Genomic DNA, 24578 nt, shown 5'->3' on the forward strand with positions numbered 1-24578 from the left:
CGGCGGCCCGCTCCCGACGAGAATCCATGCTTCGCAAACTGTTTCGCAAATGGCGCGAGTCGCGCAATGCCAGCCTGCAGCTCGACGCCATCCTGAGTGCGGCCGATCCGCAGGCGCCGCTGGCCGAGCGCAACGGCTGGCTGATCGAACTGGCCTTCTGGATCCGTCGCGACGGCGGCCTTGGCGCCGATGCCGACAGCCAGGAAGACGGCGCGCCGCGCCGCCATCCCGAGCACGTGCGCCTGCGCTACCTGCTGCAGGTGCTGGAGCGGCATCCGGACTGGGCCGCGCGCTTTGCGCAGACGGTGCGCAGCCTGCTGCGCGAGAACGACCCCACTGGCCTATTCTGCGATACCGGCGTGGCGCAGCATCCCGGCTTCGTCAGCGAGATGGTGAGCCGGCTCCAGAGCCGCTTCTTGCCGCCGCCGCCGAACCGCAGCGACATGGCGGCGCTGTTTGCGCTGGTGTTCGTCGGCGACGAGGATGCCGACTGGGTCGAGGCCATCGACGATGCGCTGACGGCGCGGCTGGCGCGCGTGCTCGAAAGCGGCCGCGCCGACGGCGAAGAAGCGGCCCTGGCGCGCTATCGCGAGGCGTTGGGCCAGACCCTGGCCACCAGCATCGCGGTGCTGGTCAGCCAGGTGCGCGCCACCGGGCTGAGCCAGGCGATCCGCTCGCGGCTGGCGGGCCGTGTCGAGGACACCCCGTTTTTTCGCCTGGACGAGGCCATCCAGGCCTTGCGCGAGGACGGCCTGCGCCGCGACGACAACAGCTTCGGCCATCGCCTGAACTACTTGCGCGCGCTGCTCGACGGCTGCCACGCCGCCGCCCGCCAGGTGTACGAGGACCTGGAGGAAAACGGCGTGTCGGTCGAGGTGGTGTTCCAGATCGAGCGCATGAAGGTGCAGCTCAGCCGCATCGAGCTGCTGCTGGCGGCGTGGGTCGAGCCCGGCCGACCCGGCATGCCGGCGCACCTGGTGGCCGAACTGATCCGCTCGACCCAGGCGCGGCGCAGCATTGCGCATCTGGCGGGGACCTCGTTCGCGCAGCTGGCGCGCAAGGTGGTGGAGCGCTCGGCCGAGACCGGCGAGCACTACATCACGCGCGACCGCCGCGAATATGCCGAACTGGTGCGCGCCGCGGCGGGCGGCGGCCTGGTCTCGGTGGCCACGGTGTACCTCAAGTTCCTGATCTACGGGCTGCACCTGGACAAGTTCAGCGAAGGCGTGCTGGCCTCGCTCAACTATGCCGGCAGCTTCCTCGCCATCCATTTCGCCCACTTCACGCTGGCGACCAAGCAGCCGGCCATGACCGGGCCCGCGCTGGCGCACCGGCTCGATAACGCGGGGCGGCCGGAGGGGCGTGAGATCTTTGTCGACGACACCGTCGCCATGATCCGCTCCAACGCGGCGGCCATTGCCGGCAACCTGGCGGTGGTGTTCCCGGTGGCGCTGGGCGTGCAGTGGCTGGCGCACAGGTTGCTGGGCGCCAACCTGATCACGCCGGCCAAGGCGATCGCCACCATCGAGTCCTTTTCGATCCTGGGACCGACGCCGCTGTATGCGGCCTTCACCGGCGTGCTGCTGTGGCTGTCGAGCCTGTTCGCGGGCTGGGCGGACAACTGGTTCGCGCTGCACCGCGTGCACGACGTGATGGCTTACCACCGGCGCCTGCAGTATGTGCTCGGCGCACGCGGCGCCACCCGGGTGGCGGACTTCTGGAAACGCAACCTGTCGGGCATCGTCGCCAACGTGTCGCTGGGGCTGCTGCTGGGGCTGGGGCCGGAGATCCTTAGCTTCTTCGGCCCGCATATGGAAGTGCGCCATGTGACGCTGTCGACCGGGTCGGTGGGCGCGGCGATCGGCGTGCTGGGGTGGGATGCGCTGCGCATGCCGGCGCTGTGGCTGGCGGTGGCGGGCATTGCGCTGATGGGCATGCTGAACGTGGCGGTCAGCTTTGCGCTCGCATTCAATATGGCGCTGCGGTCACGCAATTTGCGGCGCATCGATCGCGCCGAGCTGAGCGCGGCCGTGCGGCGGCGCATCCTGAAACATCCGCTGTCGCTGCTGGTGCCGCCGCGCGCGGCACCCGCGCACGCGGCTGCAGGCGGGCGCCAGGCCTGAGGGCGGAAGTGGTGCGGTGCGGCAGGGGTAGTTGACTGAATTAGTCGGGTACCTTTATACTTGACGGAAACGATCAAGTATTAGCTTCACCCCCACGCTTCACCCCAGAGCCCTGCACCATGAGACTGACCACCAAAGGCCGCTTCGCGGTCACTGCGATGATCGACCTGGCCATGCGCCAGGACCAGGGACCGGTCACGCTCGCCGGCATCAGCCAGCGGCAGAAGATCTCGCTGTCGTACCTGGAGCAGCTGTTCGGCAAGCTGCGCCGGCACGAGATCGTCGAAAGCGTGCGCGGCCCGGGCGGCGGCTACAGCCTGGCGCGCAAGGCCGAGGACGTCACCGTGGCGGACATCATCATCGCCGTGGACGAGCCCCTGGATGCCACCCAGTGCGGCGGCAAGGGCAATTGTAACGGAGATGACGGCTCGGGGCGCTGCATGACCCACGAACTGTGGGCCACGCTGAACCAGAAGATGGTCGAGTACCTCGACTCGGTTTCCCTCAAGAACCTGGTGGACCAGCAGCGCGAGCGGCAGCCCGCCGTGCTGCACGACATGCGCGAAGACGCCGCGCAGCCGGTCGCCGCAGCGCGCGGCAAGGCCGACAAGCAGGAAAAGCCGGTCCGGGCCAGAATGGTGAATTCAGTTTTCAGCCTGGCGCAGTCCTGAACGCGCCGGCAAGACAGCAACACAGCGATCAGCGGTCCCTTACAAGGCAGTCATAACGATGAGCACCCCACATTTCCCCATCTACATGGATTACTCGGCCACCACGCCGGTGGACCCGCGCGTGGCGGACAAGATGATTCCGTACCTGCGCGAGCAGTTCGGCAATCCCGCGTCGCGCAGCCATGCGTACGGCTGGGACGCGGAGCGCGCGGTGGAAGAGGCGCGCGAGCAGGTGGCCGCACTGGTCGGCGCCGACCCGCGCGAGATCGTGTGGACCTCGGGGGCGACCGAATCGGACAACTTGGCGATCAAGGGTGCCGCGAACTTCTATTCGGGCAAGGGCAAGCACATCATCACCGTGAAGACCGAGCACAAGGCCGTGCTCGACACCACGCGCGAGCTGGAGCGCCAGGGCTTTGAAGTGACCTACCTGGACGTGAAGGACAACGGCCTGCTCGACATGGAGGTGTTCAAGCAGGCGCTGCGCCCGGACACCATCCTGGTGTCGGTGATGCTGGTCAACAACGAGATCGGCGTGATCCAGGATGTGGAGCAGATCGGCGAGATCTGCCGCGAGAAGGGCATCATCTTCCATTGCGACGCCGCGCAGGCGACCGGCAAGGTGGTGATCGACCTGAACCAGCTGAAGTGCGATTTGATGTCGTTCTCGGCCCACAAGACCTACGGCCCCAAGGGCATCGGCGCGCTCTACGTGCGCCGCAAGCCGCGCGTGCGCATCGAGGCGCAGATGCACGGCGGCGGCCACGAGCGCGGCATGCGCTCGGGCACGCTGGCCACGCACCAGATCGTCGGCATGGGCGAAGCCTTCCGCATCGCCCGCGAAGAGATGGCAACCGAAAACGAGCGCATCCGCATGCTGCGCGACCGCCTGTGGAACGGCCTGTCGGACATGGAAGAGGTCTACCTGAACGGTGACCTGGAGCACCGCGTGCCGCACAACCTGAACGTCAGCTTCAACTTCGTCGAAGGCGAGTCGCTGATCATGGCGATCAAGGACGTGGCGGTGTCGTCGGGCTCGGCCTGCACCTCGGCCTCGCTGGAGCCGTCGTATGTGCTGCGCGCGCTGGGCCGCAATGACGAGCTGGCGCACAGCTCGATCCGTTTCACGGTCGGCCGCTTCACCACCGAGCAGGAAATCGACTACACCGTCGAGCTGCTCAAGAGCAAGATCGGCAAGCTGCGCGACCTGTCGCCGCTGTGGGAAATGTTCAAGGACGGCGTCGACCTGAATTCGATCCAGTGGGCCGCGCACTGAGCGCCTGAGCACCCGCGGGATCCCGCCAAAATAACAGCAAGACCCCCGTAAAAGATACGCAAGAGGTAAGCCAAATGTCATACAGCACGAAGGTTCTCGACCACTATGAAAACCCCCGCAACGTCGGCTCGTTCGACAAGAACGACGACGCGGTCGGCACCGGCATGGTCGGCGCCCCGGCTTGCGGCGACGTGATGAAGCTGCAGATCAAGGTCAACGAAGCGGGCGTGATCGAAGACGCCAAGTTCAAGACCTATGGCTGCGGCTCGGCCATCGCCTCGTCGTCGCTGGTGACCGAGTGGGTCAAGGGCAAGACCGTGGACCAGGCGCTGGAGATCAAGAACACCCAGATCGCCGAGGAACTGGCGCTGCCGCCGGTGAAGATCCACTGCTCGATCCTGGCTGAAGACGCGATCAAGGCCGCCGTCGAAGACTACAAGAAGAAGCACGGCGCCGAGCAGAAGGCCGCCTGACCTGTCGCACTGAGCACGGCACCGACGAAGGAACGCAACGATGATCACCATGACCGAGAAGGCCGCCAAGCATGTGGCGCGCTACCTGGAACGCCGCGGCAAGGGCGTGGGCCTGCGCCTGGGCGTGAAGACCACCGGCTGCTCGGGCCTGGCCTACAAGCTGGAATACGTCGACGAACTGCTGCCGGAAGACAACGTGTTCGAATCGCACGGGATCAAGGTCATCGTCGACGCCAAGAGCCTGCCGTATATCGACGGCACCGAACTCGACTACGCGCGCGAAGGGTTGAACGAAGGCTTCCGCTTCAACAATCCCAACGTCAAGGACGAGTGCGGCTGCGGCGAGTCGTTTACGGTCTGACCTGCGCCAGCGCAGACTGATTCGGGCGGGTCCGGTGGAGCGCAGCATCGTCGGCTTGCGCCGGGACGAGGAAGGCCACTGGGTGGCCGAACTCGACTGCGGCCATGGCCAGCATGTGCGGCATGACCCGCCGTGGCAGTCGCGGCCGTGGACGCAGAGCGAGGCGGGCCGCGCCGCCATGATCGGCACGCGGGTGAACTGCCTGAAGTGCGACCGCAACGAGCCGCCGGCCGAGTGGGCCAGCCAGCCCGCGCGGTAGCGGCGGCAGTACGGACGAAGGGCGGCGCGGCCGCTCTTTTTTCTTGGGGAAGCAGTTGAAAGACGATTTTTTTGCGCTGTTCGGCCTGCCGGTGCAGTACGGCGTCGACGAGGCCGCGCTGGACGCGGCCTACCGCACCGTACAGTCGCAGGCGCATCCGGACCGCTTCGCCAAGGCCGGCGATGCCGAGCGCCGCGTGGCGATGCAGTGGGCCGCGCATGCCAACGAAGCCTACCGCACCCTGCGCCAGCCGCTGCGGCGCGCGACCTACCTGCTCAAGCTGCGCGGCATCGACGTGCAGGCGGAGAACAACACCGCCATGTCGCCCGCGTTCCTGATGCAGCAGATGGAATGGCGCGAAGCGCTGCAGGACGCGGTGGAAGCGCGCGACGTGGACCGCCTCGATGCATTGCTGCGCGAGCTGCGCCAGGAGAAGCGCGAGCGCCACGCGGCATTGGGCGCGCTGCTCGATGCCGGCGACAACGACTCGGCCGGCGGCGCGGTGCGGCAACTGATGTTTATCGAGAAGATCGAGCACGATACCAGCGAGGCCATCGACCGGCTGGAAGACTGACCGGCAAGATCGCCGGGGCCATGACACAATGGCGCCCGGCCTGAAAACCGCACGCATGCCGCCCCGCATGGCGGTTTCCCCTGCCGTACAAGACAGCGAAGAATTACCATGGCACTGCTCCAGATTTCCGAACCCGGCATGTCGCCGGCGCCCCATCAACGCCGCCTCGCGGTCGGCATCGACCTCGGCACCACCAACTCGCTGGTGGCCGCGGTGCGCAGCAGCATTCCCGAAGTGCTGGCCGACGAGCGCGGCCGCGCGCTGCTGCCCTCGGTGGTGCGCTACCTGCCAGACCGTACCGCGCATATCGGCTACCGGGCCCAGGACGAAGCGGTGCGCGACCCCAAGAACACTATCGTCTCGGTCAAGCGCTTCATGGGCCGCGGCCTGCGCGACGTCGCCAATATCGAGCACAGCCCGTACGACTTCGTCGATGCGCCCGGCATGGTGCAGATCAAGACCGCGGCCGGCGTGAAGAGCCCGGTCGAGATCTCGGCCGAGATCCTGGCCACGCTGCGCCAGCGCGCCGAAGACAGCCTGGGCGACGACCTGGTCGGCGCCGTCATCACGGTGCCGGCGTATTTCGACGAGGCCCAGCGCCAGGCGACCAAGGACGCCGCGCGCCTGGCCGGCCTGGAAGTGCTGCGCCTGCTCAACGAGCCCACTGCCGCGGCCATTGCCTACGGCCTCGACAATGCCGCCGAAGGCATCTATGCCGTGTATGACCTGGGCGGCGGCACCTTCGATATCTCGGTGCTCAAGCTCACCCAGGGCGTGTTCGAAGTGCTGGCCACCGGCGGCGATTCGGCGCTGGGCGGCGACGACTTCGACCAGCGCCTGCTGTGCTGGATCGTCGAGCAGGCCAACCTGCAGCCGCTGTCGGCGCAGGACATGCGCCTGCTGATGGTGCGCGCGCGTGCCGCCAAGGAGGCGCTGTCGGAAGCCGACAGCACGGTGATCGACGCGGTGCTGGAGTCCGGCGAGATCGTGCACCTGACGCTGACCGACGAAACCTTCGAGCAGATCACCGCCCACCTGGTGCAGAAGACGCTGGCGCCGGTGCGCAAGGCGCTGCGCGATGCCGGCGTCGGCGCCGACGAGGTCAAGGGCGTGGTGCTGGTCGGCGGCGCCACGCGCATGCCGTCGATCCGCAAGGCGGTCGGCGACTTCTTCGGCCAGACTCCGCTCACCAACCTCGATCCGGACCGCGTGGTGGCGCTGGGCGCCGCCATGCAGGCCAACCTGCTGGCCGGCAACCATGCCCCGGGCGAAGACTGGCTGCTGCTCGACGTGATCCCGCTGTCGCTGGGCGTCGAGACCATGGGCGGCCTGGTCGAGAAGATCATCCCCCGCAACAGCACCATCCCGGTGGCGCGTGCGCAGGAATTCACCACCTTCAAGGACGGCCAGACCGCGATGGCGATCCACGTGCTGCAGGGCGAGCGCGAGCTGGCCAGCGACTGCCGTTCGCTGGCGCGCTTCGAGCTGCGCGGCATCCCGCCGATGGTCGCGGGCGCGGCGCGCATCCGCGTGACCTACCAGGTCGACGCCGACGGGCTGCTGTCGGTGACCGCGCGCGAGACGCACTCGGGCGTGGAAGCGTCGGTCACGGTCAAGCCGTCTTACGGGCTGGCCGACGACGATATCGCGCGCATGCTGCAGGACAGCTTCCGCGAGGCCGAGCACGACATGAAGAGCCGTGCGCTGGCGGAGGAACGTGTCGAGGCCGAACGCCTGGTCGAGGCCACCGAGCGTGCGCTGCAGACCGATGGCGACCTGCTGTCGGCCGAGGAGCGCGCACAGGTCGAAGCGCTGATCGCCGGCGTGCGCGAGATTGCCAGGGGAGAAGACCACCTGGCGATCCGCGCCACGGTGGAAAAACTGTCGCACGGCACCGACGAATTCGCCGCCCGCCGCATGGACCGCTCGATCAAGAGCGCACTGGCGGGGCGCAAGGTACAGGAGCTGGGCTGATCACCGCGCCTGCACCGCACTACAGAACCCAGGAAACGACATGCCACAGATCATTGTTTTGCCCCACGTCGAATACTGCCCGGAAGGGAAGGTGATCGAAGCCGAGAAGGGCGTCAGCGTCCTCGACTCCCTGCTCTCCAACGGTATCGATCTCGAGCACGCGTGCGAGAAGTCCTGTGCCTGCACCACGTGCCACGTGATCGTGCGCGAGGGCTTCGACTCGCTCAACGAGGCTGAGGAAAAGGAAGAGGATTTGCTCGACAAGGCCTGGGGCCTGGAGCCGAATTCGCGCCTGTCGTGCCAGGCCATCGTCGACGAGGAAGACCTGACCGTCGAGATTCCCAAGTACACCATCAACCACGCCAAGGAAGGCCACTGAGCGGCCGGCACAGACCCCAGCGGAGAACAAGCCCATGAAGTGGACCGATACCTACGCTATCGCCGAAGCCCTGTACGACAAGTTCCCGGATGTCGACCCGGCGGGCGTGCGCTTTACCGACCTGCGCCGCTGGGTGCTGGAACTCGACGGCTTCGCCGACGATCCGGCGCGCTCGGGCGAGAAGATCCTGGAGGCGATCCAGCAGGCGTGGATCGAGGAAGCGGAATGACTTCCTGATGTCAGGAATAAGCAAAAAGGCCGGCTTGATGCCGGCCTTTTTGCTTTGATGCTGCTACACGGCCCTGATTACCTGCTGGTTTGCTCCCTCTCCCGCTTGCGGGAGAGGGTTGGGGTGAGGGCGGGAGTATCCACGAAGCGAAGGCCATCGGTATGCCAGCGCCTGCCCTCTCCCCCGGCCCCTCTCCCGCAAGCGGGAGAGGGGAGCAAACCGGCGGTTTTGCAATGCCTCAGTCTTCCCGCCGCAGGTGCGGGAACAAAATCACGTCACGGATATTCGGGCTGTCCGTCAGCAGCATCACCAGGCGGTCGATGCCGATGCCGCAGCCGCCCGTCGGGGGCATGCCGTATTCCAGCGCGCGGATATAGTCGGCGTCGAAGTACATTGCTTCCTCGTCGCCGGCATCCTTCTGCTCGACCTGCTTGCGGAAGCGGTCGGCCTGGTCCTCGGCGTCGTTCAGCTCCGAGAAGCCATTGGCAATCTCGCGGCCGGTGATGAAGAGCTCGAAGCGCTCGGTGATGCCCGGCACCGTGTCCGAGGCACGCGCCAGCGGCGAGACCTCGACCGGGTAGTCGACGATAAAGGTCGGCTCCCACAGCTGGCTCTCGGCGGTTTCCTCGAACAGCACCAGCTGCAGCGTGCCCAGCCCGGCATTGAGGAACTGCGGCGCGTTGGTGTTGACGCCGAACTTCTTCAGTTCGGTGCGCAGGAATTCGGCATCGCCGAGCTGCGCGTCGGTGTACTGCGGCGCGAACTTCTGGATCGCCTGGCAGATGGTCAGGCGGTGGAACGGCTTGGACAGGTCCAGCTCGCGCTCCTGGTAGGTCAGCACGGCGCTGCCGCGCGCATCGATCGCGGCCTTGCGGATCAGGTCTTCGGTGAAGTCCATCAGCCAGCGGTAGTCCGTGTAGGCCGCGTAGAACTCCATCATGGTGAACTCGGGGTTGTGGCGCGGGCTCACCCCCTCGTTGCGGAAGTTGCGGTTGATCTCGAACACGCGCTCGAAGCCGCCGACGATCAGGCGCTTCAGGTACAGCTCGGGCGCGATGCGCAGGAACATCTGCATGTCCAGCGCGTTGTGGTGCGTGATGAACGGCTTGGCCGCGGCGCCGCCCGGGATCGGGTGCAGCATCGGCGTTTCCACTTCCATGAAGCCGGCGTCGGCCATGTGGCGGCGCAGCGACGAGATCGCGTCGGTACGGGCGCGGAAGGTGTTGCGCGTTTCCGGCGACACGATCAGGTCGACATAGCGCTGGCGGTACTTCATTTCCTGGTCGGCCAGGCCGTGGAACTTGTCCGGCAGCGGGCGCAGCGACTTGGACAGCAGGCGCAGCTCGCGCACCTGCACCGACAGCTCGCCCTTGTTGGTGCGGAACAGCTCGCCGCGGGCGCTGATGATGTCGCCCAGGTCCCAGTGCTTGAACGCGGCGTAGACCTCTTCGCCGACCTTGTCGCGGGTGATGTAGAACTGGATCTGGCCGCTGCCGTCCTGCACGGTGGCGAAGCTGGCCTTGCCCATCACGCGCTTGAGCATCATGCGGCCGGCGATGGCAACCTCGACCGGCGCGGCCTCGAGCGTGGCCTGTTCGGTGTCGGCGTACTGCGCCTGCAGCGCGGCGGCCTGGTGGGTGGGGCGGAAATCGTTGGGGAAGGCCACGCCTTGCTGGCGCAGCGCGGCCAGTTTCTCGCGCCGCTCCGCGATGATCTTGTTTTCGTCGACGGCGGGCGTGTCGGCGGCGGCGGCCTTGTTCTGCGCCGGGGCCTGGGCGCGGTTCGGTTCGGTCATGATGTCGTGTCGGTCGCGCGCGGTGCCGCGCGCGGGTTCAGTATGGCTTCAGTAGTTGCGGAGATCGTCCAGCTCGGTGCTGCCGAAATCCGGGCGGTGCAGGTAGGCGACGATGCGGCCCGCGGTTTCCTCGGCCGAGGCGAGCTGCTGGTTGGCCTTGAGCTCGCGGAAGCGCTGCACCTGGGCAAAATCGGCATTGCGGATGGTGGCCTGCATGCCGGTATCGATCACGCCCGGCGCCAGCGCCACCGCGCGCACGGTGCGCGGCGCCTCGGCCTGTGCGTATTCGGCGTTGACCGAGCGCATGAACATGTCGAGCCCGGCCTTGCCGGCGCAATAGGCGCTCCAGCCTTCGATCGGGCGCCGTGCCGCGCCGGAGGAGATCGCCAGCACCTTGCGCGGGCAGCCGAACTTCTCGGTGCGCTCCAGGAACGCCGCGGTCATGGTCATCGGCGCCGCCAGGTTGGTCAGCAGGTGCGGCACCAGCGATTTTTCCTGAAGCGCCGCGACCGGACCGATCGGCTCGACCACGCCGGCATTCAGGATCAGCGTGGCGCTGGTCGGCGGCAGGTCGAGCGTGTCGAGCACGCTGGCGAGCCAGGTGGCGGCAGGGCCGGCCTGCGACAGGTCCTGCAGGTGCCAGGCCACCGGCACGCCGCTGAGCGTGGCGATGCGCTCCAGCTCGGTGTTGCGGCTGCGCGCGACGCAGATCAGGCGGTTGCCCGGCACGAGCAGGGCGTTGGTCAGTGCCGCGCCCAGCCCGCGCGAGGCGCCGGTGATGATGTACAGGTGATTGGCTTCGCTCATGGTGCCCCGGTCGGAAAGGCCGTCGTGCCGGCAAGGCGCGGGCGGCGGTACAGCGATGGATGGGTTGCTGTGCCGCCGCCGGCCGGCGGCGGGTACGGTCTCAGAGTCCCTGCTTGAGGCTGGCCTCGATGAACGGGTCCAGGTCGCCGTCCAGCACCTTCTGGGTGTTGGACATTTCCACGTTGGTGCGCAGGTCCTTGATGCGGCTCTGGTCCAGCACGTAGGAGCGGATCTGGTGGCCCCAGCCCACGTCGGTCTTGCCGGCCTCGAGCTTGTCGGCCTCGGCCTGGCGCTTGCGCATTTCGTGCTCGTACAGGCGCGACTTCAGCATCGACATGGCTTCGGCGCGGTTGCGGTGCTGCGAGCGGTCGTTCTGGCACTGCACCACGATCCCGGTCGGAATGTGCGTGATCCGCACGGCCGAATCGGTCTTGTTGATGTGCTGGCCGCCCGCGCCCGAGGCGCGGTAGGTATCCACGCGCAGGTCCGCCGGGTTGATCTCGACCTCGAACGAATCGTCCACCTCCGGGTAGACGAACACCGACGAGAACGAGGTATGGCGCCCGCCCGACGAATCGAACGGCGACTTGCGCACCAGGCGGTGCACGCCGGTCTCGGTACGCAGGTAGCCGAAGGCGTACTCGCCCTCGATCTTGATGGTCGCGCTCTTGATGCCGGCCACGTCGCCTTCGGACTCTTCCAGCACCTCGGCCTTGAAGCCCTTGCGCTCGCAGTACTTCAGGTACTGGCGCAGCAGCATCGAGGCCCAGTCGCACGCTTCGGTGCCGCCGGCGCCGGCCTGGATGTCGATGAAGGCGTTGGCCTGGTCCATCTCGCCGGCGAACATGCGGCGGAATTCCATGTCGGCCACCACCGCCTCGAAGCCCTTGACGTCGGTCTCGATCGATTCGAGGGTGTCGTCGTCGCCTTCTTCCTTGGCGAGTTCGAACAGTTCTTCCGCACCGACGAGGTCATCGGTGAGCTTGCCCAGGACGCCGACCACGCCCTCGAGCATCTTCTTTTCCTTGCCGAGGTCCTGGGCCCGCTTGGGGTTGTTCCAGACGTCGGGGTCTTCCAGCAGGCCGTTGACTTCGTCCAGCCTTCCTACTTTGACATCGTAGTCAAAGATACCCCCGTAGATCTTCCGTCCGGGAACGGAGATCGGAGATGGCACCGGAGATGGCGTTGAGGCGTTCTGCTTCCATGATGTTCCTGCGCTTCGAAAACCTCGAATTATAGCGGATCGGCGCGGCAGATCGGGGCTTGCGGGGCGTCATGGCGGCGCCCCGAACCGAACGCAACGGCGCCGGCGCGGTCTATCCGGCGGTGCCGGGCGGCGCGCGCGGCGATAATACGGGTCGCAAGCCGCCCCCGGCACAGACCAAGAACAGGACGCATGACGAAAACCAGACATGACATCGAGCCAGGCCGGCGCCGTACGCTGGGCCTGCTGCTGGCGGCCGCGACGGCGGCGATCACGGCCGGCTGCGGCACCACGGGCGGGCCCGTGCCGGACGGCTACTACCGCGTCGAGCGCGGCGACACGCTGTATTCGATCGCGCGCAAGCACCACCGCAGCGTGCGCGACCTGACCCGCTGGAACAGCGATATCACCAGCCCCAGCCAGATCGAGGTGGGCCAGCTGATCCGCGTGCGTCCGCCGGGCGCCGCTGCCGGCAGCGCCACCGCGTCGACCGGCACCGGGCAGTCCGTGACCGATACGCCGCGCGCCGACAGTGCCGCGGCATCCCGGCCGCCGGCCAGCAGCATCCGCCTGCAATGGCCGGCCGACGGTCGCGTCACGGCGGGCTTCTCCCCACCCGCCAGCAAGGGCCTGAGCATTGCCGTGCCGGCCAACGGCACGGTGCGCGCCGCCGCCGCCGGCCGCGCCATCCACGTCGGCAACCTGCGCGGCTACGGCATGCTGGTGATCGTCAAGCACAACGACGACTGGCTTACCGTCTACGGCAACCTGGACCAGCCGCTGGTCAGCGAAGGCGCGCAGGTGTCGGCCGGGCAGGACGTGGGCCGCATGGGCGCGAGCCCGAGCGAGCTGCACTTCGAGGTGCGCGGCAACGGCAAGCCGGTGAATCCGGCCAGCTACCTGCCGTCGCGCGGCTGAGCAGGGCGCGCCGCGCTCCGGGCACGCTACTGCGCGTGCTCGATCACCAGCTGCACGCGGGTGACGCCGTTGAAGGTGTTGTTGTCGAGCCGGTACGCCACCTGCGCGCTGGCGCCGAGCGAGTCGGCATGGTTGAACCAGATCGCGTCGAAGCGCTGGCTGCCCCGGCCCAGCTGCAGCTTCAGGTGCTTGCCCTTGAGCACGCTCTGGCGCAGCACGTCGAACTCGCCGCAGAAGGTCGGCGCCGGGAAGCCCTGGCCCCACACCTGCTGTTCCAGCAGGGTGACGAACTCCGGGCTGAAGCACTGGTCCTCGATATCGCCGTCGGTCTCGATCACGCGCGCCAGCTGGTCGTCGGTCAGCCATTCGCGCCCGACCGCCTCGAAGGCTTCCTGGAACTCGGCAAAGCGCTCGGCCCGCACGGTCAGTCCCGCCGCCATGGCGTGGCCGCCGAACTTGAGCAGCATGCCGGGATGGCGCTTGGACACCAGGTCGAGCGCATCGCGCAGGTGGAAGCCCGGGATCGAACGGCCCGAACCCTTGACGGTGGTGTCGTCGCCCGGCGCGAAGGTAATGGTGGGGCGGTGGAACTTGTCCTTCAGCCGCGACGCCACGATGCCGATCACGCCCTGGTGCCAGGTATCGTTGAACACGCTGACAGTAAAGCGCGAGGCATCCGCGCCGGCCAGTCCGGCCATGGGCTGCTCCAGGATCCGCAGCGCTTCCTGCTGCATGCCGGCCTCGATGTCGCGCCGCTCGCGGTTCATGCTGTCCAGCTCCTGGGCGATTTCCCAGGCGCGGTTGGCATCGTCGGTCAGCAGGCACTCGATGCCCAGCGACATGTCGGCCAGCCGGCCGGCCGCATTCAGGCGCGGCCCCAGGCCGAAGCCAAGATCGAAGGTATTGGCGCGCGCGGCCTCGCGGCCGGCGGCGCGGAACAGCGCGGCCACGCCGGGCTGCATGCGGCCGGCGCGCATGCGGCGCAGGCCCTGCGCCACCAGGATGCGGTTGTTGGTGTCCAGCTTGACCACGTCGGCCACGGTGCCCAGCGCCACCAGGTCCAGCAGCGTCTGCAGCGGCGGCTGGGTCTGTGGGGTGTAGACGCCGCGGCGGCGCAGCTCGGCGCGCAGCGCCAGCAGCACGTAGAACATCACGCCCACGCCCGCCAGGTTCTTGCTGGGGAATTCGCAGCCCGGCTGGTTCGGGTTGACGATCACCGCGGCCTGCGGCAACTCCGAGCCGGGCAGGTGGTGGTCAGTCACCACCACGTCGATGCCCAGCGCATTGGCCGCGGCGACGCCGTCGACGCTGGCGATGCCGTTGTCGACCGTGACGATCACATCCGGATTCTGCCTGGCCGCCAGCGCCACGATCTCCGGCGTCAGGCCATAGCCGTACTCGAAGCGGTTGGGCACGATGTACTCCACCCGCGCGCCCAGCATGCGCAGCCCGCGCACGCCCACCGCGCAGGCGGTGGCGCCGTCGCAGTCATAGTCGGCGACGATCAGCAGGCGCTTGCCGGCGGCGATGGCGTCGGCCAGGTAGGCCGCGGCGTGGTCGATGCCCTTCATGGTCGCGGGCGGCACCAGTTCGGGCAGGTCGGTGGCCAGTTCCGTGGCGCGGGCCACGCCGCGCGCGGCCAGGATGCGCGCCAGGGTCGGGTGCAGGCCGGTGGCGGCCAGCGCGCTGGCGTGTTCGGGGGAATATTGGCGGATGGCGATCCGGGTCATGGGCGGGGCGGCAGTGGGGTGTCGGGAGCGATGGCTTCAGGCGGCAAGGGCAAGGTCGGACAGCAGCGCGCGCCAGTCGCCGCGCTGGCCCATGCCGCGCCAGAACTTGCGCAGGTCGGCGCGCCGCACGGTGAACTCGGCGAAGTGGTTCTCGCCGCCCAGCACCAGCGTGATGGCGCCGATATTGCCGGCCGCCAGCGCCTCCAGCGCCGGACCGAACCAGTCGGCATCGAGCGCGTGCATGCGGTCCAGCCACAGGCCCCAGTCCTCGGCGATATGCGCTTCGGTGGCGCTGTCAAGCATCGCCAGCACCGTGCCTTCGAGCGCGGCCGCGCCGGCCAGGCCTGCCGGCACCGGCAGCACGCGGCTGCCGCCTGCAAGCGCCAGGCCGCTCAGGAACGGGTCGCCGCTCAGCACCGTATCGGCCAGCCGCGGCACCGGCCGCAGCGCGCCGCCGCCGTACAGCCAGACCGAGTTGACCGGCACCTCGCCGGCGGCTTCGCGCGCCTGGTTGACGCGGTGGTCGAACCAAGTCATCTGGATTTCGTTCTGCAGCCGGCGCCAGTCGCGCGCGCGCTCGCCAGCCTGCATCCAGATGTCGATATTGCGGCCCGCGGCGCGCAGCGGCGTGGTGGCCTCGAGCGGGCCGAACACGGCCTCGGGCAGGTACCAGCGCTGCGGGCAGGGCGTCTCCAGCGCGATGCCGGACTCCTGCAGCAGCGCGTCGATGGCCTCGCGCAGCGCGCTGGCTTCCTGCGGCCGCAGGCAGAGCTGGCCCGGCGGCATCAGCACCAGGTGATCGCGCGCGGCATGGATGTGCACCGGCTGCAGGCAGGCCCACGACTGGCCGTCGGCCGCGGCCGGGGTGCCCGCAGGGGTGCCGGTGGCGGCGCCGCCGTTGTCGGCCAGCCGCATATAGGGCGCCAGCGGCACCCGCCCCGTATCCAGTCCGGTCTTGCCGGCCAGCCAGCGTTCCTGCGGCAGGCTGCGCAGGAAGGGGTCGTCGTGCCGCTCGCGCGGACCGGGCGCGGCCCGGGTCAGCAACTTTCCGAGCGCCGGCAGCTCCAATTGCCGCAGCAGCGCGCCGGGGACAACATCGTCGCGGCCGTCGTCGCCGGCGCCGGGCGGGACGGAAAAGGGCACAATCAGGGTCAGGTGCGTCATCATGGTGGCGAGATTGTAAACTCCCGGCTGGCTCGCGCCAGTCCCGGAGCCGACCGCGACCCGACCGCGGCGTGACTGCGGCGTCGCCCGCCACGGCCCCCGTGCGTGCCGCCGGCGGCGCCCCGACGGGCACTGGCGCTTTTCCGAAACAACAGGAATCCTCTTGAAATTTCCCTACGAGTGGCAGATCGGCTGGCGATACACCCGCGCAAGCAAGCGCGCCAGCCGCAACACCTTCATTTCGTTTATCTCGATGATCTCGATGCTGGGCATCGCGCTCGGCGTGGCCGCGCTGATCGTGGTGCTGTCGGTGATGAACGGGTTCCAGAAGGAAGTGCGCGACCGCATGCTGTCGGTGCTGGCGCATATCGAGGTGATCGGCCCGTCGGCGCTGCCGGACTGGCAGAAGACCGCGGCCGAGGCGCTGCAGAACAAGGAGGTGGTCGGTGCCGCCCCCTATGTGGCGGCGCAGGCCATGCTGACCCGCGACGATGCCGTGCGCGGCGTGCTGCTGCGCGGCGTGGAGCCGTCGCAGGAACCCAAGGTGTCTGAGATCGGCAGCCAGTTCCGCGCCGGCAGCATGGCGGCGCTGGTGCCGGGCAGCTTCGGCATCGCGCTGGGCAACGAGCTGGCCAATGCCATGGGCGTCCAGGTCGGCGACAAGGTCACGCTGCTGGCGCCGCAGGGCACCATCACGCCGGCGGGCGTGCTGCCGCGGCTCAAGCAGTTCACCGTGGTGGGCGTGTTTTCATCCGGACATTTCGAGTTCGACAGCGCGCTGGCGCTGATCAACCTGCGGGACGCCGAGACCCTGTTCCGCCTGAGCGGTCCCACCGGGGTGCGCCTGAAGCTGCAGGACATGCAGCGCGCGCCGCTGGTCGCGCAGCAGCTGGCCGGCACCATGTCGGGCGAGCTTTACCTGCGCGACTGGTCGAAGCAGAACCGCAACTGGTTTGCCGCGGTGCAGACCGAGAAGCGGATGATGTTCATCATCCTGACGCTGATCATCGCGGTGGCCGCGTTCAACCTGGTGTCGACGCTGGTGATGACCGTCACCGACAAGCAGGCCGATATCGCCATCCTGCGCACCATGGGCGCGCAGCCGGGCTCGATCATGAAGATCTTCATCGTGCAGGGCGTGGCCATCGGCTTTATCGGCACGCTGCTGGGCGTGGCCGGCGGCACGCTGATCGCCACCAATATCGACGTGATCGTGCCCTTCATCGAGCGGCTGCTGCACGTGCAGTTCCTGCCGCGCGACATCTATTTCATCAGCCAACTGCCTTCCGATCCCCGCGTGAACGACATCGCCACCATCGGCATCATCTCTTTCGTGCTGGCCACGCTGGCCACGCTCTATCCCAGCTGGCGCGCCGCCCGCGTCAACCCGGCGGAGGCGCTGCGCTATGAGTGAAGCCGTGCTGCAAGCCGATACTTCCACGCCCGCCCCGGGCCTGCCGCGCACCGGCGCGCCGGTGCTGGTGGCCGAGGGCCTGACCAAGCGCTTCCGCCAGGGCGAGCTCGATGTCGACGTGCTGCGCGGTGTCGACGTGCGCGTCAACGCCGGCGAGAAGGTGGCCATCGTGGGCGCCTCGGGCTCGGGCAAGAGCACGCTGCTGCATGTGCTGGGCGGGCTCGACGAGCCCGATTCGGGCCGCGTCGCGCTGCTCGGCAAGCCCTTCACGGCGCTGCGCGAGCGCGAGCGCAACGTGGTGCGCAACCGCTCGCTGGGCTTTGTCTACCAGTTCCACCACCTGCTGCCGGAATTCACCGCGCTCGACAACGTGGCGATGCCGCTGCGCATCCGCGGCCTGACCCAGTCCGCCGCGCGCGAAGTTGCCCAGGCGATGCTGGAGCGCGTCGGGCTGGGCGGGCGCTCGCGGCACCGGCCGGGCGAGCTGTCCGGCGGCGAGCGCCAGCGCGTCGCCATTGCGCGCGCGCTGGTGGGCCAGCCGGCCTGCGTGCTGGCCGACGAGCCCACCGGCAATCTCGACGACCACACCGCCGGCGGCGTCTACGACCTGATGCTGGAACTGTCGCGCACGCTCGGTACCAGCTTCGTCATCGTTACCCACGACCTGGACCTGGCCGGGCGCTGCGACCGCGTGCTGCGGCTGCGCGACGGCCACCTGCACCAGGAACGCTGAAGCGGCCGCGCCCATGTGGATCGACACCCATTGCCACCTCGACGCCGGCGAGTTCGACCCGGACCGCGAGCAGGTCGCCGACGCGGCCGAGGCCGCCGGCGTGCGCGGCATCGTGGTGCCGGCGGTGGCCGCGTGGAACTTCGATGCCGTGCGCGCGCTGGCGCATCGCGATGCGCGCTGCGTCTACGCGCTGGGCATCCACCCGCTGTGCTCGCCCGGCGCGGGCCAGCCCGAGCTGGACACGCTGCGGCGCCAGGTGGCCGCCAGCATGGACGACCCGCGCTTCGTCGGCATCGGCGAGATCGGGCTCGACTTCTTCGTCGCGGGGCTGGATGCGGATCACCAGACCTGGCTCTACGCCGAACAGCTGAAGATCGCGCGCGAGTTCGACCTGCCGGTGCTGCTGCACGTGCGCAAGTCGCAGGACCAGGTCGGCGCGCAGCTGCGCAAGCTCGGCGTCAAACGCGGCATCGCCCACGCCTTCAACGGCAGCCACGAACAGGCGCGGCGCTTCGTCGAGCAGGGCCTGAAGCTGGGCTTCGGCGGCAATGTCACCTTCAGTCGCGCGCGGCAGATCCGCCGGCTGGCGACGGAGCTGCCGCTGGAGGCGCTGGTGCTGGAAACCGATGCGCCGGACATCGCGCCGGCGTGGCTGTCGGACGACCAGTTCGGGGAGCAGCACAAGGCGCGCAACACGCCGGCGGAGGTCGCCGGCGTGGCGCGCGTGATGGCGGAACTGCGCGGCATCGACGCCCTGACGCTGGCGCAGGCGACCTGGCGCAATGCCGTGGCGGCGCTGCCGCGGCTGGCGGCGTTTGCCGACACCATGGCGCCTCCGCTTGCTGGCGGTCACACAACTTCCACGCCTTCTTGACAGGCTGACAAGCTCGCCGCGCCTGCGCGCGGGTACAACTCCGGTAAGGCAAGATCATCGGAGGAGGTGCCGTGCGTCGCTTCGTGGGGGCATTCGTGGCCGGGTGCTGGGCCCTGCAGCAGCAGTCGACGCTGCCGCAGCCGCACGGCCTGCGCCTGGGCGCCGCGCTGCTGGCCTTGTGCGCCATCGGCATGGCCCTGTGGGGCAGGCGCCTGCCTGCCATGCTGCAAGGCCTGGCGCTGGCCGCGCTGGCCTTTGCCATGGCGTACTGCTGGGCCGCCTGGCGCGCCGAACTGCGCCTGCGCGAATGGCTGCCCGTGGGGCTGGAGGCGCGCGACCTTAACGTGCGCGGGGTGGTCTCGGGGCTTCCCACTCGATCTCCCACCGGCACACGCTTCGCGTTCAACGTCGAGCAGTCCGCGGGGCCGGACCAGCCGCTGCCGGGCCGGGTCATCCTCAACTGGCGCGACGCGCCGCTCGAGTTAAGCCCGGGACAACGCTTTACGCTGACCCTGCGCCTGCGGCGGCCGCGCGGGCTCGCCAATCCGTTTGGCTTCGATTACGCCTACTGGCTGCTGGCGCAGGGCTATGGCGCGACCGGCTACGTGCGCCGGGCCCAGGGTGCGCCGCAGGATGCCGCCTCGGAGCGGCTGGCCTGGCGCATCGAAGCCTGGCGTGCCGCCGTGCGCGAGCACCTGCGCGCCGCGCTGCCGGCCGGGGCGCGCTTCGGCGCGGTGCTGGTCGCGCTGGTGATCGGCGACCAGCGCGGCATCGAGGCGGACGACTGGCAGCTGTTCCGGCGCACGGGCGTGAGCCACCTGGTGGCCATTTCGGGACTGCATATCACCATGGTGGCCGGCATGGCGGCGTCGCTCACCGGACTGCTGTGGCGCCGTTCGTTCGGCTGCGGCCGCTGGCTGCGCCGGCCACTGCCATTGTGGCTGCCGGCCCGGCAAGCCGCGCTGGTGGTCGCGGTGGCCACCGCGCTGGGTTACGGCATGCTGGCCGGCATGCAGATCCCGGCGCTGCGCACCGTCGCCATGCTTTGTGTCGCGGCGGCCGCGGTGTGGGGGGCACGGGCGCCGCCGGCGTCGATCGTGCTGGCGTGGGCGGCGCTGGTGGCGTTGCTGCTGGATCCGTGGGCGGTGATGCTGCCGGGCTTCTGGCTGTCCTTCGGTGCCGTCGCGGTGATCTTCTTCGCTGCGCGGCCGGGACGGGACGCCGCGACCGCAGGGCGCTGGCAACGGCTGCGGGCCGCGCTTGCTGCGGGCGCGCGCACGCAATGGGCCGTGACCATCGGGCTGGTGCCGCTGACGCTGTTGCTGTTCGGCCAGGTCTCGGTGGTGTCGCCGTTTGCCAATGCGGTGGCGATCCCGGTGGTCAGCCTGCTGGTCACGCCGCTGGCGCTGCTGGGCGCCGCGCTGCCGCTGTGGCTGGCCGTGCCGGTGATGGCGGCCGCCCACTTTGCCATGCAGGGACTGGCTGCCGTGCTGCAATGGTTTTCCATGCTGCCCGGGGCGATGTGGGAGGCGGCCAGCGCGGGGCCGGTGGCGCTGCTGCTGGCTGCGCTTGGCGTGGCGCTGCTGGTGGCGCCCGTGGCTGCGGCGCGCCTGCGCTGGCATGGCGCGCTGCTGATGCTGCCGCTGCTGCTGGCGCGCGGTCCGCCGGTTGCCGACGGCCAGTTCCGTGCGGTGATGTTCGACGTCGGGCAGGGCACCGCGGTGCTGGTGCGCACGCGCTCGCACGTGCTGCTGTACGACACCGGGCCGGGCTACGCCTCGGGCTCCAGCGCGGGCGCGCAGGTGGTGGTGCCGGTACTGCGCGCCGAGGGCGTGTCGCAACTCGATCACCTGATGGTCAGCCATGAAGACCTCGATCATGCCGGCGGCGTGGCGGACATTGCGGGGACAGTGGCCGTGGTGGCGCGCAGCACCGGTGCGCCTGCCGGCCACCCGCTGCTGGAGGCGCCGCATTATGGAGCCCAATGGCGCCCCTGCGCCGCGGGACAGCAATGGGAGTGGGACGGGGTGCGCTTTGCCGTGCTGCACCCGTTGCCTGAACAGTCGCAGCAGGCCGCCATCGCCAGCAACGCGCGCAGTTGCGTGCTGCGCGTGGACACCGCCGCGCACAGCCTGCTGCTGACCGGCGATATCGGCCTCGCGCAGGAGCGTGCGCTGATCGGGCGCATGCCGGCCGAAGCGTTGCGCGCCGACGTTCTGGTGGTGGCGCATCACGGCAGCGGCACGTCTTCGGGCACGGACTGGATCGAGGCGGTCGGGCCCGCGGCCGCGGTGTTCCAGCTGGGCTATGGCAACCGCTATCGCCATCCGAACGCCGAAGTCTGGGAGCGCTTTGGCCGCGCGGGCATCCTGCGCTATCGCACCGACGAAACCGGCGCGGTGACCATGAACACGGCACGCGCGGGTTACACGCTGTCGATGTTCCGGCACGCGGAGCCGCGCTACTGGCGGGAACGGCCGCCGGCGCCGCGCTAGGGTGCGCGGGTGTCGCGGGCGGTCAGCCGGCCTTACGGCGGCTGGGGGGTGCGGCGGGCGGTGCGGGCTTGGTTGACGCAGACGGCGTGGCCAGCTCTGCCGCCACGGCGCGGCCCCGGCTGCGTGCCGGCGCCGGCTCGGCCCCGGCGATGCGCCGCTCGCGCAGATGCGCCTTGGCGCGCTGCAGGCGCGGCGCGACGGTGTCCGCGCGCGCCAGCGCGACGCCGGCGGCGAGCACGTCGCCCAGCACCAGGTGGCTGATGCGCGAGGTCATCGGCGTGTAGACCTCGCTGTCCTCCTCGACGTCGGAGAACACGCAGACATCGGCCAGCCGGGCCAGCGGCGAGCCGCTGTGGGTCAGCGCCAGCACGCCGGCGCCGCTGCTGCGTGCCAGCGTGGCGGCGGTCAGCATGTCCCAGGTGCGGCCGCTGTTGGAGACCAGCACGGCCACGTCGCCGGGGCCCAGCAGCGCCGCCGACATGCTGAACACGTGCGGGTCGGCATAGGCGACGGTCGGCATGCCCAGGCGGAAGAACTTGTGCTGCAAGTCGAGCGCGACGATGCCGGAGTTGCCGCAGCCGTAGAACTCGATGCGGCGCGCGCCGGCGAGCAGCCGGATGCCATGCTCGATCTGGTCGGCCGACAGGGCGTTGCGCACGCTCATCAGCGTGGCAATGGTGCGGTCGAACACCTTGCCCGCGATGTCCGCCGGACGGTCGTCGGCGGCCACATCCTGGTGCACGAAGGGCGTGCCGCCACCGACGTTCTGCGCGAACTGCAGCTTGAATTCGCGGAAGCCATCGTAGCCCAGCGCCGCGCAGAAGCGCGCGATGGTGGGTTGCGACACGCCGGCGCGCTCGGCCAGTTCCGGCATCGACAGCCGGATCACGGCGGCGCCGTGGCGGGCGACATAGTCGGCCAGGCGGCGTTCTGAAGGACGAAGGGTGTCGTAGACGGCAAGGATGCGGTCGCGCATGAAGGCAGTGTCGGTGGAAAGGATATGTAGAGATTCTACAATGATTGGCGCCGCATCTTGCCCGAAATGCGGCCGGGCTGGCGCTTGGGGTTTGCCCTGACTCCGGCATTTTCTGAGCGATTTTTCTGCGTGGTCGTAATGACGAGCGGCGGGCGCTGGGTATAATGGCGCCCGAATTGTAGAAAATCTACAGGTTTCGGCGCCATAGCGCGCCGAATCGCCATGCCTCATTCCGCCCACAAGGACCGAAACGCCATGCCTTCTGCCGTCCATGCCGAGCTTCAGGCCGTTACCGACCGCATCGTTGCGCGCAGCCGCGCCAGCCGTGCCGCCTACCTTGCGCGCTGCGAGCGCGCGCAGGCGGAACTGGGGCCGCTGCGCGGCATGTCCTGCGCCAACCTGGCGCACGGCTTTGCCGCGCTGCCGGCCAGCGACAAGCTGAAGCTGCGCGTCGAGCATGCGCCCAACCTGGGCATCGTCACCGCGTACAACGACATGCTGTCGGCGCACCAGCCCTACGAGCGCTATCCCGCCGTAATCCGTGAGGCCGCGCGCGCGGTCGGCGCGGTGGCGCAGGTGGCGGGCGGCGTGCCGGCGATGTGCGACGGCATCACGCAAGGCAACGCCGGCATGGAGCTGTCGCTGTTCTCGCGCGATGCGATTGCCATGGGCACCGCGGTGGCGCTGTCGCACAACACCTTCGATGCGGCGCTGATGCTGGGGGTGTGCGACAAGATCGTGCCGGGGCTGCTGATGGGCGCGCTGCAATTCGGCCACCTGCCGATGGTGTTCGTGCCCGCGGGCCCGATGGCCAGCGGGCTGCCCAACAAGGAGAAGGCGCGCGTGCGCCAGCTCTACGCCACCGGCCAGGTGGGGCGCGAGGCCTTGCTGGAGGCCGAATGCCAGGCCTATCACGGCGCCGGCACCTGCACCTTCTACGGCACCGCCAACAGCAACCAGCTTCTGATGGAAGTGATGGGCCTGCACCTGCCGGGCGCGGCCTTCGTCCATCCGGACAGCGGCCTGCGCGATGCGCTGACGGCCGCGGCGGCACAGCGCGCGATTGCGCTGCGCGCGCGCGGCGACAGCTACCTGCCGCTGGCGCGCATCGTCGACGAACGCGCCATCGCCAATGCCATGGTCGGCCTGCTGGCCACCGGCGGCTCGACCAACCACACCATCCACCTGGTGGCGATGGCGCGCGCCGCCGGCATCGTCATCGACTGGAACGATTTCGACATGCTGTCGCGCATCACGCCGCTGCTGGCGCGGGTCTATCCCAATGGCTCGGCCGATGTGAACCATTTCCATGCCGCCGGCGGCGCCGGCTTCGTGATCCGCGAGCTGCTGCAGGCCGGGCTGCTGCACGAGGACGTGCAGACCGTGGCCGGCCCGGGCCTGGCCCGTTACGCGCAGGAGCCGGTGATGACGGACGGCGTGCTGCACTGGCGCGACGGCGCCGCAAAGAGCGGCGACCCGCAGGTGCTGGCGACTGCGGGCGCGCCGTTCTCCGCCGAGGGCGGCCTGCGGCTGATGCAGGGCAACCTGGGCCGCGGCGTGATCAAGGTCTCGGCCGTGGCGCCCGAGCACCGCGTGGTCGAAGCCCCGGTGCGGGTGTTCGATTCGCAGGAGGCGCTGCAGGCGGCGTTCGACGCTGGCGAACTGGGCGGCGACCTGGTGGCGGTGGTGCGTTTCCAGGGGCCGAATGCCAACGGCATGCCGGAACTGCACCGGCTGACCCCGGTGCTGGGCGCGCTGCAGGACGCCGGCCACAAGGTGGCGCTGGTGACCGACGGGCGCATGTCCGGTGCTTCGGGCAAGGTGCCGGCGGTGATCCACGTCGGCCCCGAAGCGCTGGCCGGCGGAGCGCTGGCGCGCGTGCGTGACGGAGACCGCATCCGGGTCGACGCTGTCGCCGGCACGCTGCAATGGCTGGGCGACGAGGCCGAATTCGCGGCGCGGGCGCCGGTACGCGCGCCTGCCGACCGGTTCGCGCAGTTCAGCCTGGGGCGCGGCCTGTTCGGCCTGTTCCGGCGCCACGCCCGGATCGCGGAAGAGGGCGGCAGCGCACTGGACCTGTCCGAACTGGATGCCGGCGCCGCCGGCGCCGACGGCCGTACCGCCGAGCTGCGATCCGTCGCACAATAGC

The 24578-nt window shown here is 69.2% G+C and carries 22 protein-coding genes; 16 read left to right on the top strand and 6 right to left on the bottom strand.

The genetic code is table 11. The annotated features are described in order from the left end of the window. Positions 1-26: 26 nt before the first annotated feature. The 10 genes from CBM2588_RS06860 (at position 27) to iscX (ending at position 8319) form a co-directional block, all read left to right on the top strand. Complete coding sequence (locus CBM2588_RS06860) at positions 27-2123, top strand: site-specific recombinase (RefSeq protein WP_115679902.1); 2097 nt, start codon at positions 27-29, stop codon at positions 2121-2123. A 119-nt stretch (positions 2124-2242) separates the two neighbouring features. Then, positions 2243-2794, top strand: a complete 552-nt coding sequence (gene iscR, locus CBM2588_RS06865) for a Fe-S cluster assembly transcriptional regulator IscR (RefSeq protein ID WP_012352431.1) — start codon at positions 2243-2245, stop codon at positions 2792-2794. Positions 2795-2846: 52 nt separating this feature from the next. Continuing rightward, positions 2847-4070, top strand: a complete 1224-nt coding sequence (locus CBM2588_RS06870) for an IscS subfamily cysteine desulfurase (RefSeq protein ID WP_269462417.1) — start codon at positions 2847-2849, stop codon at positions 4068-4070. A gap of 74 nt (positions 4071-4144) precedes the next feature. Continuing rightward, positions 4145-4543: a Fe-S cluster assembly scaffold IscU gene (iscU, locus tag CBM2588_RS06875; protein WP_010809025.1), complete on the top strand. Its 399-nt coding sequence runs from the start codon at positions 4145-4147 to the stop codon at positions 4541-4543. A 40-nt stretch (positions 4544-4583) separates the two neighbouring features. Then, entirely contained in the window at positions 4584-4904 is a 321-nt protein-coding gene (iscA, locus tag CBM2588_RS06880; protein ID WP_012352433.1) for an iron-sulfur cluster assembly protein IscA, read from the top strand. Positions 4905-4938: 34 nt separating this feature from the next. Next, on the top strand, positions 4939-5163 hold the full coding sequence (locus tag CBM2588_RS06885; protein WP_115679904.1) for a DUF3565 domain-containing protein: 225 nt from the start codon (positions 4939-4941) through the stop codon (positions 5161-5163). 55 nt (positions 5164-5218) lie between these two features. Then, positions 5219-5737 carry a Fe-S protein assembly co-chaperone HscB gene (hscB, locus tag CBM2588_RS06890; RefSeq protein WP_115679905.1) on the top strand — a complete coding sequence of 173 codons (519 nt, stop codon included), beginning with the start codon at positions 5219-5221 and terminating at the stop codon, positions 5735-5737. A gap of 108 nt (positions 5738-5845) precedes the next feature. Then, on the top strand, positions 5846-7711 hold the full coding sequence (gene hscA / locus CBM2588_RS06895) for a Fe-S protein assembly chaperone HscA (protein ID WP_115679906.1): 1866 nt from the start codon (positions 5846-5848) through the stop codon (positions 7709-7711). Positions 7712-7751: 40 nt separating this feature from the next. Beyond that, positions 7752-8090, top strand: coding sequence for an ISC system 2Fe-2S type ferredoxin (gene fdx / locus CBM2588_RS06900; RefSeq protein WP_115679907.1), 339 nt, complete (start codon positions 7752-7754; stop codon positions 8088-8090). Between the two features lie 34 nt (positions 8091-8124). Then, positions 8125-8319, top strand: coding sequence for a Fe-S cluster assembly protein IscX (gene iscX, locus CBM2588_RS06905; RefSeq protein WP_018006908.1), 195 nt, complete (start codon positions 8125-8127; stop codon positions 8317-8319). Between the two features lie 238 nt (positions 8320-8557). Here iscX and lysS read toward each other — a convergent pair whose 3' ends face one another. From lysS to prfB, 3 genes are all read right to left on the bottom strand, one after another. Next, positions 8558-10114: a lysine--tRNA ligase gene (gene lysS / locus CBM2588_RS06910; protein WP_115679908.1), complete on the bottom strand. Its 1557-nt coding sequence runs from the start codon at positions 10112-10114 to the stop codon at positions 8558-8560. A gap of 48 nt (positions 10115-10162) precedes the next feature. Next, a complete protein-coding gene (locus CBM2588_RS06915) occupies positions 10163-10921 on the bottom strand; it encodes an SDR family oxidoreductase (protein ID WP_115679909.1) in 759 nt (252 codons plus the stop codon). A 100-nt stretch (positions 10922-11021) separates the two neighbouring features. Next, a protein-coding gene (prfB, locus tag CBM2588_RS06920) for a peptide chain release factor 2 (protein ID WP_111519652.1) occupies positions 11022-12126 on the bottom strand; the annotation gives its coding sequence in 2 pieces (ribosomal slippage) (positions 11022-12044 and positions 12046-12126; 1104 coding nt in all). Between the two features lie 191 nt (positions 12127-12317). Between prfB and CBM2588_RS06925 the strand changes: the two genes are divergently transcribed. Continuing rightward, the gene (locus CBM2588_RS06925; RefSeq protein ID WP_115679910.1) at positions 12318-13043 is read left to right on the top strand and encodes a peptidoglycan DD-metalloendopeptidase family protein; all 726 of its coding nucleotides are present in this window, start codon (positions 12318-12320) and stop codon (positions 13041-13043) included. A 26-nt stretch (positions 13044-13069) separates the two neighbouring features. On the opposite strand, the gene recJ is transcribed toward CBM2588_RS06925, so the two are convergent. Beyond that, positions 13070-14773 carry a single-stranded-DNA-specific exonuclease RecJ gene (gene recJ / locus CBM2588_RS06930; RefSeq protein WP_115679911.1) on the bottom strand — a complete coding sequence of 568 codons (1704 nt, stop codon included), beginning with the start codon at positions 14771-14773 and terminating at the stop codon, positions 13070-13072. A gap of 36 nt (positions 14774-14809) precedes the next feature. Continuing rightward, a complete protein-coding gene (locus tag CBM2588_RS06935) occupies positions 14810-15940 on the bottom strand; it encodes a hypothetical protein (RefSeq protein WP_115679912.1) in 1131 nt (376 codons plus the stop codon). Positions 15941-16100: 160 nt separating this feature from the next. Here CBM2588_RS06935 and CBM2588_RS06940 point away from each other — a divergent pair, with 160 nt between their 5' ends. From CBM2588_RS06940 to CBM2588_RS06955, 4 genes are all read left to right on the top strand, one after another. Continuing rightward, positions 16101-17351 (top strand): lipoprotein-releasing ABC transporter permease subunit, encoded by a 1251-nt coding sequence (locus tag CBM2588_RS06940; RefSeq protein ID WP_115679913.1) that lies wholly within the window; start codon positions 16101-16103, stop codon positions 17349-17351. Beyond that, positions 17344-18084, top strand: a complete 741-nt coding sequence (lolD, locus tag CBM2588_RS06945; protein WP_012352446.1) for a lipoprotein-releasing ABC transporter ATP-binding protein LolD — start codon at positions 17344-17346, stop codon at positions 18082-18084. Before CBM2588_RS06940 ends, lolD begins: the two co-directional genes overlap by 8 nt. 13 nt (positions 18085-18097) lie before the next feature. After that, positions 18098-18958 carry a TatD family hydrolase gene (locus tag CBM2588_RS06950; RefSeq protein ID WP_115679914.1) on the top strand — a complete coding sequence of 287 codons (861 nt, stop codon included), beginning with the start codon at positions 18098-18100 and terminating at the stop codon, positions 18956-18958. A gap of 71 nt (positions 18959-19029) precedes the next feature. Continuing rightward, entirely contained in the window at positions 19030-21453 is a 2424-nt protein-coding gene (locus CBM2588_RS06955; RefSeq protein WP_115679915.1) for a DNA internalization-related competence protein ComEC/Rec2, read from the top strand. A 22-nt stretch (positions 21454-21475) separates the two neighbouring features. Here the strand turns inward: CBM2588_RS06955 and CBM2588_RS06960 are convergent, their stop codons facing one another. Further along, entirely contained in the window at positions 21476-22429 is a 954-nt protein-coding gene (locus CBM2588_RS06960) for a MurR/RpiR family transcriptional regulator (RefSeq protein WP_115679916.1), read from the bottom strand. Between the two features lie 255 nt (positions 22430-22684). On the opposite strand from CBM2588_RS06960, the gene edd reads away from it, so the two are divergent. Continuing rightward, positions 22685-24577, top strand: coding sequence for a phosphogluconate dehydratase (gene edd / locus CBM2588_RS06965; protein WP_115679917.1), 1893 nt, complete (start codon positions 22685-22687; stop codon positions 24575-24577). Position 24578: the final 1 nt, after the last annotated feature.

It is taken from the genome of Cupriavidus taiwanensis, from assembly GCF_900250075.1.
Lineage (GTDB): Bacteria > Pseudomonadota > Gammaproteobacteria > Burkholderiales > Burkholderiaceae > Cupriavidus > Cupriavidus taiwanensis_C.